Origin of the sequence: Aquisalimonas sp. APHAB1-3 (assembly GCF_048323695.1) — a bacterium.
Lineage (GTDB): Bacteria > Pseudomonadota > Gammaproteobacteria > Nitrococcales > Aquisalimonadaceae > Aquisalimonas.
In genome coordinates this window covers 135,748-149,366 of record NZ_JBLWFT010000007.1, presented here as the reverse complement: position 1 = coordinate 149,366, position 13,619 = coordinate 135,748, and the positions used below count along the sequence as shown (strand labels likewise).

Sequence of the window (13,619 nt, the reverse complement as noted above, 5' to 3'; positions counted from 1 at the left end):
AAGGATGCCCCCTCGGAGAATCCAATTCTCCGGACAGGCTCCCGATGGCACGATTCGTATACCCTCTATTGAGTAGATGTATTGATCCAAATCAATCGTGCCAGTGTCTGAAGACAACAGGAGCACTTCATGCCTTCGCGCACCCAGGCCATCGGACGGATGATGCCATAGACTGGGGGGAGGGAGAGAGGGAGGTCTGGAAGCCTGCGCCTCATGGATACTTGTAGCAACGCGATTGAACTGATCGGTAACACCCCTCTTGTCGAGATGAGTGCGCTCGATACGGGGCCATGTCGGTTGTTCCTGAAGCTGGAGTACATGAACCCCACGGGGTCCATCAAGGACCGTATCGGGCTGTCCATGGTGTAGGCAGCAGAAGCCTCTGGCGCGCCCCCCCCTGGCGGAACCCCGATCGAGGGAACGGCCGGTAACACCGGACTCGCCCTGGCGCTCGTCGCGCAGCATAACCGGACGCTGCTCGGCAAGGGTCGCCGTTTCTCAGCCCGACGCTGCGCGCGCAACTCCTGATGGCGATCGATCGTCGGTAGCCGGTCGCCACACCTAAACCGGCTGGTGTATCTCATCCAGCAACCACTCCCGGAACTGCCCGGCGATCGACCGCTCTTCGCCCGGACCTACGCTGGCGACAAAGTAAGCCTGCTCGCAGTTCAGTGACCGATCACTCACCTGCTCCAGTGTCCCGGCGGCGAGCTCCGCCTGGTGCAGAGCCGGTACACCCAGAAGCACACCCTGACCGGCCAGGGCCGCCTCCTGCGCAAGCAGCCCATTGCCAAACCGCAGCTCCCGCAACGCCTGGGTTTCGGAGCCCTGCTGCCTGAACCACTCCTTCCACCCGCACGCCTCACCGAAGCGATCGAGAGTGCCATCACGCAGTAGCGGCAGCTCGCGCAGTGAATCGACCCCGGTCACGCTGCGCGCCAACGCCGGGGCGCACATTGGTACCAGCTCCAGCCCCATCAGCCGCTCCGGCTCGATGTCGGCATAGTTGCCATAACCAAGCCGCACGGACACGTCGATGCCCGCGCGCTTGAGATCCGCTACGCTGAAAGCGCCGTCACGGGCGCGATCCACGGTCTGCAAGCTCGCCTGCAGCCGCACCTCGGCGTCCGGGCAAATGGCGTAGAAGCGGTGCAGGCGCGGCACGATCCACTTGGTGGCGAACAGCGGCTCTGCGCACACGGTGACGATCAGGCGCTCGTCACCATGGGAGCGAATCTTCTCCACGGCCTGCTCCAAAGCCTGAAAGCCCTGATGCAGGTCCGGCAGCGCCTCGCGCGCCGCCGGCGTCAAGCTGACCCGTCGGTGGTGACGGACGAACAGCTCAACGTCGAGATACTCCTCCAGTGCCTTGATCTGATGGCTGATCGCAGCCGGCGTGACGTGGAGCTCTTTCGCCGCCGCAGCAAAGCTCCTGGTGCGCGCTGCAACCTCGAAATAGGCCAGCGCGGTCAGGGACGGCAGTCGTAGCATGACCAGTACTCGCAATTAGTGACGGACCACCGACACGATCAAGTGGGAGGCCCTCACTATAATCAATGCCCCTCTGAAAGCCACGCCGGGGTCGGCCGGCTGACGCCAGACTCATGGCTGATCAAGCACCGTTGATCGTCACGTCGGCAGTGATCGAATTGCGAATAAAGCAGTTCTTGTGCGCATTGGCGTGGATTTTCTCGATTGCCTCCTCGCCGGGCACCTTATCGCCACTAAACGTAACCTGGGGCGATAGCTCGATTCGCGTGACTTCCCTGCCCTTCTTTTCATTCTGCTCCAGATAGCCTTTCGGGTTGTCTGTGTACGATTCAACCCGATACCCCTGAATCTCGGCGATTGCCAGGAAGAACAGCATGTGGCAACTGGACACTGCGCTCACAAGCATCTGCTCCGGATCGGCACAATTGGGGTCGCCTTTGAACTCGACGGATGCCGATACATCCACATTCTGGCCACCATTCAGCGCAACCCGGTGATTACGCGAGAACGTGTTTTCCTCGCATTCGTGGGGCTGACGCTCCCAATTGATCGCTGCACCATGGACTGACATAACTACGGCTCCCGTTAATTGACGCACGACCAACATTAGGAACTGGGCGAGTCCGCGTAAAACGACGATTACTAAGCAAGCTGCTTAGCCCGGCTAATGTCACAACCACCCGGCGAGACACCGTAGCCGAGGCAGAGCGATTGACAGTGCATAAAGGACAATCGAAGCCGCAAGCCTTACAATCGGGTCCCAGTGTTCAAAAAAAGGAACGACAGCGTGGCCTACGACCTCAATGACCTCTACTTCTTCGTGCAGGTGGTGGATCACGGAGGATTCGCCCCCGCCGGCCGCGCCCTGGGAACACCCAAGTCGCGCCTGAGCCGCCGCGTCGCCCTGCTGGAAGAGCGCCTGGGCATTCGCCTGATCCACCGCACCACGCGCCAGTTCACCGTCACGCCCATCGGCGAGACCTACTATCGCCACTGCAAAGCCATGCTGGTGGAAGCCGAGGCAGCCGAGGAAGCGGTGGAGACCACACGGTCAGAGCCCCGTGGCACCGTCCGCGTGAGCTGCCCGGTGGCGCTGCTGCAGTCTAACGTCGGTGACATGCTCACCGACTTCATGTTGCGGTATCCACTGGTCAACGTAGCGCTGGACGCCACCAACCGGCGCGTTGACGTGGTCGGGGAAGGCATCGACGTGGCGATTCGTGTGCGTCCGCCCCCGCTGGAGGACAGCGAGCTTATCCTGCGGGTGCTGGCTGATCGGGGCCAATGCCTGCTCGCCAGCCCGGAACTGGTGGAACAACAGGGTGGACAGCCTTCAGCCCCGAACGACCTTGCGGCCTGGCCGACGCTGGGGCTCGGCGCTCCCCAGGAGGACTTCACCTGGAACCTGTTCGGCCCGGAGGACAAGCCCGCATTCGTGCCCCATGCACCGAGACTGGTCACCACCGACATGAGCGCGCTCCGTAAAGCGGCCGTCGCCGGCATCGGCGTGGTGCAACTCCCCCGCATGATGGTTCGGCCCGACCTGGACGCCGGGCGGCTCGTGCCGGTGTTGCCGACCTGGGCGCCGCGCCGCGAGATCGTGCATGCGGTATTCCCGTCGCGGCGGGGCCTGCTCCCGGCCGTCCGGGTATTGATCGATCATCTCGCCGAGGCGTTCAACGCTCTGCACGAGGATTGAGCCGGCTCAGACTACACCGGCCGGATGCCTAATCAGCGGCCACGGGACGCGTTGCCGCCCCGTGGCCTCCCCATTGGTCTAGCTCGACGCCTTGGCGAAGTAGCTGGTCATCAGGTTCCGGTAGTTGGGGATGTGGTTGGAGAACAACTGCCCGAGGCCTTCGATGTCGTTGCGCCAGTCACGATGGAGCTCGCAGGCCATGGCAAACCAACTCATCATCTGTACCCCGGCCTGCTGCATGCGATACCACGCCGCGTCCCGGGTGACTGTGTTGAAGGTGCCGGACGCATCGGTGACGACGAACACCTCATAGCCCTCTTCCCTGGCGCTGAGCGCCGGAAATGCCACGCAGACTTCCGTGACAACGCCGGCAATGATCAGCTGTTTCTTGCCTGTCGCCTTGATCGCCTTGACGAACTCTTCGTTGTCCCAGGCGTTGATGTTGCCCGGCCGGGCAATGTAGGGCGCATTCGGGAACGTTTCCTTCAGCTCCGGCACCAGCGGGCCATTGGGCCCATCTTCGAAGCTCGTTGTCAGGATCGTCGGCAGGCCGAAGTAGTCCCCGCAGGCCGCGGTGGCGAGGACGTTGTTCTTGAACTCCCCCGGAGAGAAGTCCTGCACCAGAGAGATCAGGCCCGACTGGTGGTCGACGAGCAAGAGGGCCGCGTCGTCGCGGTTCAAACGGTTGTACTGAAACGTATCGCTCATGAGGGTCTCCTTATTCGAATCGTTGCCTCGCGTCCGGATAGCGCATGCCTTGCCTGGGACACTTCGTCAGGAAAGCAGGCGCCAACCGTCCTAGAAGCCTAGATCCTGGAACGACGGGCTGTGTAGACACGAATCAGCGACTTACCGTTCCACACATGGAACGACCGTCTACACGCCACGGCCGTGAGAGACACAGCTAAGCGACCCGCTCGAGAAGCTCCGGATCGTCATTCCGAGGGGAGTTAACGTGCGTGCTCACCGGATAGGCGTCCATCAACTCCGCGGGGAACGGCGCCAGAGCGGTGCGGGCATCATGGACAGAGCCGCCGAGCCAGACATCGCACTGCTCGGCGATCACCATGGCCGGCATGCGCTCCTTCGCGTGGATCTGCGCGACCAGGGGATTGGCGGGAACAGTGATGATCGTGCACGACTCCAGCGCCTTACCATCCGGAGCCATCGACACCTCCCACAACCCGCAGAGCCCGAACGGCTCACCGCCGGCGCGCCGGATGAAGTGCGGCAGTTTCCGACCTGCGACCTCCTGCCACTCGTAGTAGCCCAGCGCAGGGATGATGCAGCGCTGGCCGCGCTGCCAGGGGCCACGGTATGTGGCGGCTGTGTCGATCGTCTCGACGCGGGCGTTGATCGTGCTGTAGTTCGTCGGCCGGCCTTTCGCCCAGGTCGGCACCAGCCCCCAGCGCAACATCACCCCTTCCCGCTGCCCATCGGCCAGGCGGATCACGGGCACCTGCTGCGTCGGCGCCACGTTGTACCTCGCCCAGTCATGAGTCCACTGACGAGGAATCACATTGAAGGCCCGCTCAATGACCGCGTCGGTCTTGCTTACGAATCGGCCGCACATACCACGCACCCGCCGAAAAGCCCGATCTTCAGTCTAGCGCAGCCCGTGCGATCCCGTCGGGATCCGGAGATGCGACAGACCAAGACTGGCGCAGCGACGAATGCCGGCGCTCCAGGTGCGAAGTCCATCCTGATAGCGGAAAACGGGGCGGTACAACCACCTCGGAACGGAAAATCTGGCCAAGAGCGCTTCCTTGTCCAGACTACTGCCCCCTTCCCCGAATCCGCATGACCGACACAAGACTTATGCATCGCTGCGCGGCACCCCTCGTGTCCACCAGGTCGCTGACCAGTGCGACCAAAAAAAACCCCCTCGGGTGAGGGGGCAGAAAGGGCGACTTGGCCGTCGCCTGGAGGAGAAGCACATCAATTACAAAACCGGCATCTGCACAACCGGCAGTTTGAAGCTGGCAAAGTTCCCGAATCCGCTTTGGCGCTTCGCGCTTATGCCGCGCGCAACACAATTTGTACAATCCTTGTACACTCAAATGATGTCTCGGTCAACTCCCTAAGCGCCTCACTTTCACCCGACATCTTGGTTTCGACGTCTCACTGACTTCCGCAGATCGCCTGGGCACATGTAAGTCCGCTGTAAGGTCCCGCCTCGTATATGTGACGCGGCACCGGGTGTTCCCTGTCAGGGGTCTTCCCGGTTTTCGTGCAACCGATAAGAGGGCAACGCCATGGATTCAATCAGCGAGCGCCGGATGGGGCTGGTCGCGTGGACGATCCCGATACTGGCCGCAGGGCTGACCGGCTGTTTCGGCGGAAGCAGCAGCGACAGCGGCAGTGACGGCAGCACTGGTAGCGCGGGGGACAGCCTCCCCCACCTCTCCGGGCTTGACAGCGACGCGGACAATCACGATCTGCTCTTCTTCACGTCACCCATCGACAACGCCGAGGGTTTGTACGCGATCGACCCCGACACCCCCTCGGATCCCGCCATTGAGGTGGATACGGAGTTTGAGCAGGCACAGATGGTGAACCATCATCGCAACTTCTTCCCAATTCACGAGGCGTCCTGGGACAACGAGTCTCAGACGCTCTCGGAATTCCGGGTCGATCGGGTACTGTACGGTGACAAGCAATTCGGCAGCTTCGGCATGCGTTCCGTCAGTACGGACACCGGGGCAACCGTCAACCCCACGTCCCGGGAGGTGACGTCCGAAGAGCTCATGCCGCTCGACCTGAATGTTATGTTTCTGTTCAGTCTCGAAGAGGCGGACGAAACCGCCGTGGTCTACAGCACCGACGATGAGTACAAGCGCTTCCTGATGGGCGACGACGACGACACGAGCCCCCTGGAAGTCGACTCCCATCTTGTGCCGGTGGCTCTGGTCTGGGACCCGGAGACCGGCGCGGGCCGGGGCTGGCTCGTGGTGGATACCGCGGACAACAACCGCCTCAAGAAGACCGACATGGACTTCAACACGGGGCCGGGAACAGTTCAGGACCCCAGCGGCAATGACATCGAGGATCTGTACGCCGGCAAAGACGATGATCCCTGGCACTCGGTCTCCGCACTGGGCTCCGTGCTTGCCGACGGCTCTCAGTTCCTCACCCTTCGCTTTGAGGACCCGGACAGCGATGACACGCCGCCGGCCGAACTCTGGCACTACCAACCGCCCACCAACGATGGCGCCGGAACCATGACCCAGGCAGAGAACGGCTCCGGCGAGCCACTCGAGTTCGGGGAGACGATACTGCCCCCCGGAGGAGTCAATCTCCCGCCACCGAGCCGGATTACGACTGACGGGGACGCGTTGTACTTTGCACATGCCGAGCCATCCCTGATCGCCGGTGGCGCGGGGACGCTGTACCGCGTCGATGCCGACGGCTGGTCGGAACTGGATACGGAGGAAGATATTGGCGACTTCGTTCTGGCCTCCGCAGGGCGGGTCGCCTGGAGCGCTAATGAGGAGGTCATCAGCGTGGATACGCAAGGTGGTGACCGCCAGATCCTGGACACCACCGATAGCCTTTATGGTCAGGATATCAGTGGCCCGGTGCGGGGTAGCCGGGACGGCTGGATCTTCTACAATCGTGACGAAGGGATGACCGGCGAGACCCATGTCGCTGTTGCCGCGAAGGTGGACGGTTCCAGCCGCATCGACCTCTATGACGCCCAGTGGGTGGGAGCATCCACCAGTGGCCGCGCGCAGGCGGGGAACCAGGTCGATGAACTGGAACTCAGCGAGGTCCTGATGCAACAGGAGACGGACAGCGGCGTGCGCCTGGCCGCCGTTAGCGCCGAAGATCCCGAGGCGGGCAAGGTCATACTGGGTGACCTTCCCTCCGGCGCCCATACGGCCACCATGTTCGGCCTCGCGCCGGGGCCGCACCGTCTCCTGCAGACAGCGTACGGGGAATCGCCCGTCTCGTACGAAGTCATCTACGTGAACACCCAAGAAGAAGGCTCCCTGACCACCGTCAGCGGTCAACCGTCAGAGGAGCAAGACGTTCTGCGCCCGGTGGAAGGCTTCTGACCGGAAACGTCGGCGGTAGTGGTGCGCGCGACGACTGCGCGTGCACCACTACGAGACACTGCCCCCGACCACCTCTGATCCCGGGTCTTTGTGACTTAGTCACAGACCCCTGCAGACACCCTCGAAAATACTAATATGGAGGTATGCAGCCCAATCACCACGATGGGCTGCCGCAGAAGGCTCGGAGGAGCAGACATGACCCACGACTCAGGCAACAACAATCACGACAGCATCAACCCCGGCCGCCGCCGTTTCCTCCAGGCGACCGGCGCCACCACCATACTGGCCGCTGCCGGAACCGTCGCGGGCGGCGCCCTTCTTCGAACGGGCGCAAGCCACGCGCTGGCCTCCAGTGCGCGCATTGTCATCGTCGGCGCCGGCGCCGCGGGCATCTCGGTGGCGTCCCGTCTGGCTCGCGCTCTGGACGGTGCCCGCATTACGCTGGTAGACCCCCGTGAACAGCATTACTACCAGCCCGGACTCACCCTCGTTGCCACAGGCGCCTGGCAACCGGAACGCGTCATCGACCGCAATGAACGCTACATCCCGCGCGGCGTCGAGTGGGTACGCAGCAGCGTTGCGGAGTACGACCCGGAGAACGACCGCGTCGTGACCAGCGACGGCGACACCCTCGACTACGACTACCTGGTCGTTGCAACCGGCCTGCAGCTCAATTTCGCCGACATTGAAGGCATGGATCCCGCCCTGATCGGACAGGACGGCATCGCCTGTGTCTACGACACGCCGGACCACGCCAGCCGCAGCTGGAGCATGATCCGCGAATTCACCGACTCCGGCGGCACTGGGCTCTTCACCCGGGCACCGGGTGCGTTGAAGTGTGCGGGCGCCCCCCTGAAAGTCGCCATGCTCAGTGAACACCGCCTGCAGCGGCAGGGTAACCGGGAATCCGCCGATCTCCAGTACTTCCCACCCGGAGACGGCATGTTCTCGCAACCGGATATCGACGACTTTCTCAAGTCACATTTCCCGGACGACCGGGGCATCAACCTGAACTGGCACCACCAGCTCAAGGCGATCGAGCCCGGGGCCCGACAAGCGGTGTTCAACACCGAAGATGGCGAGCGCACCGTGGACTACGATTTCATCCACGTCGTCCCCCCCATGTCCGCCCCCGACCCGGTCCGCACGAGCGACCTGGCCTGGGCGGACGGCCCCTTCGAGGGCTGGCTCGAGGTCGACCAGTACACCATGCAGCACCGGCGCTACCCCAATGTCTTCGGCGTCGGTGACGTGGTGGGCACGCCCATCGGCAAGACCGCCGCCAGCGTGAAGGCACAGGTGCCCGTGGCCGTGGAGAATCTCCTCGCGGTCATTCAGGACAGCGAGCTCCGCGGGAGCTACAACGGCTACACCTCCTGCCCGCTCATCACCGAGCAGGGCCGCGGCATCCTCGTGGAGTTCGACTACGATCTGGAGATGGTGCCGTCATTCAACTTCATCGATCCGATGGAAGAGCAATGGGTGCCATGGCTCATGAAGGATCGTATGTTGCACGCAGCCTATAACGCCATGCTGCGCGGCCGCATCTGAGCCCTGGTACCAAGGAGGACGAATCATGGCATTTTCCTTAACCGGCATCCTGGCCGTACTGCTGGAGCTCTTCCGCGCCCTGCTTGTGCCGGCGGGTATCCTTCTCCTGGCTGCGCTGGGTGTTGCCGTATACGTATACCTGCGTCGGAGCCAGTTCAATCCCGCCCCGGCGGTGAAGGTTGCCGGAGCGGTGGGGGCTCTGGTGGCCCTGCTGGTGTTCGCAATGGGTCCCGGGTTTTCGAGCGCCAGCCACGCCCAGATTACCAGCATCGTTGATTACGCGGCCCTCATCGGAGCCAGTATTGGCTTCGGCGTAGGGGCGGGCGTGGTGATCTATCCGTTCGTGCAACTGATGTTCCGTCGAACGCCGCCCGCTCAGCGAGCACCATAGACTTGCGGAAGAGCAACCGGGCACGCCTTCCCTATTACGGTGGCGTGCCAGGTTGATTCAAATCAACCCGCGCCCGATTTCTGCTGTTACAGTGCAATCACTGGACTGGTCGCGGACCCTCCCATGCAGCACGCCCCGGCTTCTTCTCCTGAGGTGGTGTTCGCCACACGTGGCCTGACCAAGGTCTACCATAACGGCGAAATGGTCATCCACGCCCTGCGCGGGGTGGATTTGGACCTCCATGCCGGCGAACTCACGGTCATGCTGGGCGCCTCGGGATCGGGCAAGTCCACCCTGCTGAACATCCTCGGCGGGCTGGACAGTGCCACGGACGGCCAGGTGCGCTACGGCAATCAGGACCTGGTACGGGCCAGCGACCGGGTGCTCACCGCCTACCGGCGCGATCATGTGGGCTTCGTGTTCCAGTTCTACAATCTCATCTCGAGCCTCACGGCCCGCGAGAACGTGGCCATCGTCACGGACATCAGCCGCAACCCCATGCGCCCGGAAGATGCCCTGGCCCTGGTGGGTCTGAGCGAGCGGCTGGACCACTTCCCGTCCCAGCTCTCCGGCGGCGAGCAACAGCGCGTGGCGATCGCCCGGGCCATCGCCAAGCGCCCCGCGGTGCTGCTGTGTGACGAGCCCACCGGGGCGCTGGACTCCCGCACCGGCGTGCAGGTGCTGGAAGCCATCGAGCACGTGAACCGGGAGCTTCACACCACCACGGCGGTGATCACCCACAACGTGGTGATCGCCGAAATGGCCGACCGGGTGGTGCGGCTGAGCGACGGACGCGTCAGCGACGTCCACGTGAACGAGCAGCGCAAGGCGCCATCCGAGCTGAGCTGGTAACCGGCGTGCGCACCATCCACCGCAAACTGCTCCGCGATCTGGTCGACCTCAAGGGCCAGGTGGCGGCCATTGCCGTGGTGGTGGCTGCGGGCGTGATGACGCTGATCATCGCCGTGACCACCCTGGACGCCATCAGCCTGACCAAGGACCGCTTCTACCGGGACTATCACTTCGCCGACGTGTTCGTAGACCTCAAGCGGGCACCGGAGGGCCTCGCGGAACGGCTTCGCGACATCCCGGGCGTGGATCACGTGGAGACCCGTGTCAACGCACCGGTGCGGCTGGAAGTGCCTGGCTACGACGATCCGGTGCGCGGCCAACTGCTGTCCCTGCCGGATGGCCGACAACCGGACCTGAACCGGCTCTACCTGCGCGAAGGCAGCCTGCCGGACCCGGGCCGGTCGGACCAGGTAGTGATCAGCGAACCCTTCTCCGAGGCCCATGGCCTGCGACCCGGCGACACCGTGACCGCCATCATTCGCGGGCGCCTGGAGACCATGACGGTCAGCGGCGTGGCCCTGTCGCCGGAGTTCGTCTACCAGATCGGCCCGGCGGACCTGCTGCCGGACTACGAGCGCTTCGCCGTGCTGTGGATGAACCGCCGCGCCCTGGCCAACGCTTTCGGCATGGACGGCGCCTTCAACAATGCGGTGCTGACCCTGCAGGCCGGGGCCGACGCGGAACCGGTGATCGACGCCCTGGATACGCTGCTCGCGCGCTACGGCGGCACCGGCGCCTACGACCGCGACGATCAGGTCTCGCACCAGTTCCTGACCATGGAACTGGATCAGCTCCGGGTCATGGCCGTGGTGCTGCCGACCCTTTTCCTGGGCGTGGCCGCGTTCCTGCTGAACGTGCTCATGGGGCGCATCGTGCGCACGCAGCGCCAGCAGGTGGCGGTGCTCAAGGCCTTCGGTTACAGCAACCGGGACATGGCCGGACACTACGGGCTGCTCACCGGCCTGATCGTGCTCATCGGGGTAGCCGTCGGGGTGGGCATGGGCGCATGGGCGGCCGATGCCCTGGCGGCGGTGTACATGGAATACTTCCGCTTCCCGGCCATGAGCTTCCGACTGCAGCCCCAGGTGCTGCTGCTGGCGGTGGTCGTGGCCGCGGGTGCCGCGGCACTGGGCACGTACCGGGCCGTGCGCGGGGCGGTGAGTCTGCCGCCCGCCGAGGCCATGCGCCCGCCGGCGCCGGAGACGTTCCGCCAGGGCTGGCTTGAGCGCTCGCACCTGGGGCGGCTGCTGGATCAGCCCACACGCATCATCGTGCGCAATCTAGTCCGCCACCGCCTGAAATCCGGCCTCTCGGTGCTCGGCATCGGCCTCTCCGGCGCGCTCCTCATGGTGGGCAGTTACCAGTTCGGGGCCGTGGACGACATGCTCGACACCCAGTACCGGCTGGTTCAGACCATGGACATCAACCTCTACTTCACCGAGCCCGCCTCGGCCCACGCCGTGGCCGGGCTGCGCCACAAGCCCGGGGTCCAGTATGTGGAGGGCTTTCGCAATGTGCCGGTGCGGCTGGCCGCCAACGGCCAGGACTACCGCACGGCGATCCTCGGCATGGACGCGGAACCGAAGCTGCGCCGGCTCACCGATGCCCGCGGACAGCCCCAGCGCCTGCCGCCGGAAGGCCTGGTGCTCACGGATTACCTGGCGGACTATCTGGGCCTGCGCCCCGGGGATGCGGTGCAGGTGGAGGTCATGGAAGGCCACCGGCGCACCCTGGATGTGGAACTGGCGGCCGTAGTCAGCGAGCCCGTGGGGGTGAGCGCCTACATGGAGCGCCAGGCACTGAACCGGCTGATGCGCGAGGGCCCGGCCCTCTCCGGGGTATGGCTGCTCACCGATACCAGCCAGCATCCGGCGCTGTACGAGGCGCTGTGGGAGGTGCCACAGATCGCCGGCATCGGGCTGATCGGCGAAGCGGAGGCCGCCATCCGCGAGTACATCGACGACACCGTGCTGATCATGATGGCCATTCTGATGCTGCTGGCCGGTTCCATCACCTTTGCCGTGGCCTACAACAACGCCCGCATCGCCTTTGCCGAGCGCGCCCGGGAGCTGGCCACCCTGCGGGTGCTGGGTTATACACGGGGCGAGGTGAGCTGGATCCTGCTGGGCGAGATCGCCGCGCTGACGCTGCTGGCCATCCCGCTGGGCTGGCTGCTGGGTACCGGGTTCGCGATGGCACTGAGCGCCGCCATGAGCACGGACCTGTTCCGCGTGCCGTTCGTGATCACCCCGCAGACTTACGCCTTCGCCGCCGCAGGGGTGATCGTAGCGACGGTGTTGTCCGTTCTCCTGATCCTGCGACGACTGCGGCGCCTGGACATGGTGTCCGCACTGAAAACGGTTGAGTAGCCCATGACCTTACGCAAGAAGCTCATCTTCGCCCTTCTCGCGGTGGCCGTCATCGGCCTACTGGGGCTGGCCCTGTGGCCCTCGCCCGTGCCGGTCAGCACCGTTACGGCAGAGCGAGGCCACTTCGCCGAGACCGTCGAGGACGAAGGGCGCACGCGTCTGCCGGACCCGCACACGGTCTCCGCCCCGATCACCGGCTACCTTCGCCGCGTCACCCTGGAGCCGGGAGACGGTGTGACCGCCGGGCAAACGCTGCTGGAACTGGAGCCAGCCCCCGCACCGGCACTGGATGCCCGTTCCCGCAGTCAGGCCCGGGAGGCCGTGGCCGCGGCCCGGGCGCGCCTGGAGGCCGCGGAGGCCGAGCTGGAAGCCCGGCAGATCCAGCATCAGCTCGCCCGCTCCGAGGATCAGCGTTACCAGCAGATGTACGACCGGGAGCTCGTCTCCACGGAGCAGATGGAGCGCATCCGTGCCCAGCGCGAATCCGCCCGCACCGCCGAGCGATCGGCCCGGCACGCGGTGGACGTGGCCCGCTTCGAGCTGGACGCCGCCCGGGCCGTGCTGGAGATTGCCGACGGCGAGCGCGCACCGGGTGATCAGCCGCGCCTTCAGGTGCCCGCTCCCATCGACGGCGTGGTCACCCGCCGGCACCGCTATAGCGAAGGCCCGGTGAATGCCGGCGAGCCGGTGCTGGATGTGGGTGATCTGTCAACGCTGGAGGTGCAGGTTGACCTGCTGTCCATGGACGCCGTGCGCGTGCGGCCGGGTATGACGGTGATTCTGGAGCGCTGGGGTGGTGATGGTGATCTGAAGGGCGAGGTCCACCGGGTGGAGCCCGGTGGCTTTCTGCGCGTCTCCGCCCTGGGCGTGGATGAGCAGCGCGTGCCCGTGCGGGTAGCGATCACGTCACCCCGCGACAAGTGGGAGACGCTCGGTGACGGGTTTCGAGTCGAGGCCCGGTTCATCCTCTGGGAAGATGACGACGTCCTTCAGGTGCCCACCAGCGCCCTGTTCCGCAGCGATGACCAATGGTCCGTCTACGTGATCGCCAACGGCCGCGCCGAACGTCGTGTGGTCGAGCCGGGCCGGCGCAGCGGCCTGCACACCCAGATTCTCGACGGGCTGGCGTCAGGCGAGCGGGTCATCACCCATCCCGGCGATCGCGTGACCGACGGCGCTCGGGTTCGGGCGGAGGACTGAGCGCAGGA

The 13,619-nt window shown here is 64.7% G+C and carries 12 protein-coding genes; 8 read left to right on the top strand and 4 right to left on the bottom strand.

Annotated elements, in window-relative coordinates:
* Positions 1 to 213: 213 nt before the first annotated feature.
* On the top strand, positions 214 to 369 hold the full coding sequence (locus tag ACNSTU_RS12030; RefSeq protein WP_290638079.1) for a pyridoxal-phosphate dependent enzyme: 156 nt from the start codon (positions 214 to 216) through the stop codon (positions 367 to 369).
* Positions 370 to 561: 192 nt separating this feature from the next.
* Here ACNSTU_RS12030 and ACNSTU_RS12025 read toward each other — a convergent pair whose 3' ends face one another.
* Positions 562 to 1,491, bottom strand: a complete 930-nt coding sequence (locus tag ACNSTU_RS12025) for a LysR family transcriptional regulator (RefSeq protein WP_290638077.1) — start codon at positions 1,489 to 1,491, stop codon at positions 562 to 564.
* Between the two features lie 121 nt (positions 1,492 to 1,612).
* Entirely contained in the window at positions 1,613 to 2,062 is a 450-nt protein-coding gene (locus ACNSTU_RS12020; protein WP_290638076.1) for an OsmC family protein, read from the bottom strand.
* A gap of 216 nt (positions 2,063 to 2,278) precedes the next feature.
* On the opposite strand from ACNSTU_RS12020, the gene ACNSTU_RS12015 reads away from it, so the two are divergent.
* The gene (locus tag ACNSTU_RS12015; RefSeq protein WP_418212402.1) at positions 2,279 to 3,190 is read left to right on the top strand and encodes a LysR family transcriptional regulator; all 912 of its coding nucleotides are present in this window, start codon (positions 2,279 to 2,281) and stop codon (positions 3,188 to 3,190) included.
* 78 nt (positions 3,191 to 3,268) lie between these two features.
* Here ACNSTU_RS12015 and ycaC read toward each other — a convergent pair whose 3' ends face one another.
* Both ycaC and ACNSTU_RS12005 read right to left on the bottom strand, forming a co-directional pair.
* Positions 3,269 to 3,898 carry an isochorismate family cysteine hydrolase YcaC gene (gene ycaC / locus ACNSTU_RS12010; protein ID WP_290638072.1) on the bottom strand — a complete coding sequence of 210 codons (630 nt, stop codon included), beginning with the start codon at positions 3,896 to 3,898 and terminating at the stop codon, positions 3,269 to 3,271.
* Positions 3,899 to 4,094: 196 nt separating this feature from the next.
* The gene (locus ACNSTU_RS12005) at positions 4,095 to 4,763 is read right to left on the bottom strand and encodes an SOS response-associated peptidase (RefSeq protein ID WP_418212401.1); all 669 of its coding nucleotides are present in this window, start codon (positions 4,761 to 4,763) and stop codon (positions 4,095 to 4,097) included.
* Positions 4,764 to 5,445: 682 nt separating this feature from the next.
* Between ACNSTU_RS12005 and ACNSTU_RS12000 the strand changes: the two genes are divergently transcribed.
* The 6 genes from ACNSTU_RS12000 to ACNSTU_RS11975 all read left to right on the top strand — a co-directional run bounded on the left by ACNSTU_RS12000 (position 5,446) and on the right by ACNSTU_RS11975 (position 13,611).
* The gene (locus ACNSTU_RS12000; RefSeq protein ID WP_290638068.1) at positions 5,446 to 7,248 is read left to right on the top strand and encodes a hypothetical protein; all 1,803 of its coding nucleotides are present in this window, start codon (positions 5,446 to 5,448) and stop codon (positions 7,246 to 7,248) included.
* Positions 7,249 to 7,443: 195 nt separating this feature from the next.
* The gene (locus ACNSTU_RS11995; RefSeq protein ID WP_290633668.1) at positions 7,444 to 8,799 is read left to right on the top strand and encodes an NAD(P)/FAD-dependent oxidoreductase; all 1,356 of its coding nucleotides are present in this window, start codon (positions 7,444 to 7,446) and stop codon (positions 8,797 to 8,799) included.
* A 25-nt stretch (positions 8,800 to 8,824) separates the two neighbouring features.
* Positions 8,825 to 9,190: a hypothetical protein gene (locus ACNSTU_RS11990; protein ID WP_290638067.1), complete on the top strand. Its 366-nt coding sequence runs from the start codon at positions 8,825 to 8,827 to the stop codon at positions 9,188 to 9,190.
* Between the two features lie 123 nt (positions 9,191 to 9,313).
* Positions 9,314 to 10,042, top strand: coding sequence for an ABC transporter ATP-binding protein (locus ACNSTU_RS11985; RefSeq protein ID WP_290638065.1), 729 nt, complete (start codon positions 9,314 to 9,316; stop codon positions 10,040 to 10,042).
* A gap of 5 nt (positions 10,043 to 10,047) precedes the next feature.
* Positions 10,048 to 12,411: an ABC transporter permease gene (locus ACNSTU_RS11980; RefSeq protein WP_418212400.1), complete on the top strand. Its 2,364-nt coding sequence runs from the start codon at positions 10,048 to 10,050 to the stop codon at positions 12,409 to 12,411.
* Positions 12,412 to 12,414: 3 nt separating this feature from the next.
* Positions 12,415 to 13,611, top strand: coding sequence for an efflux RND transporter periplasmic adaptor subunit (locus ACNSTU_RS11975; RefSeq protein ID WP_290635933.1), 1,197 nt, complete (start codon positions 12,415 to 12,417; stop codon positions 13,609 to 13,611).
* The last annotated feature ends 8 nt before the right edge of the window (positions 13,612 to 13,619 follow it).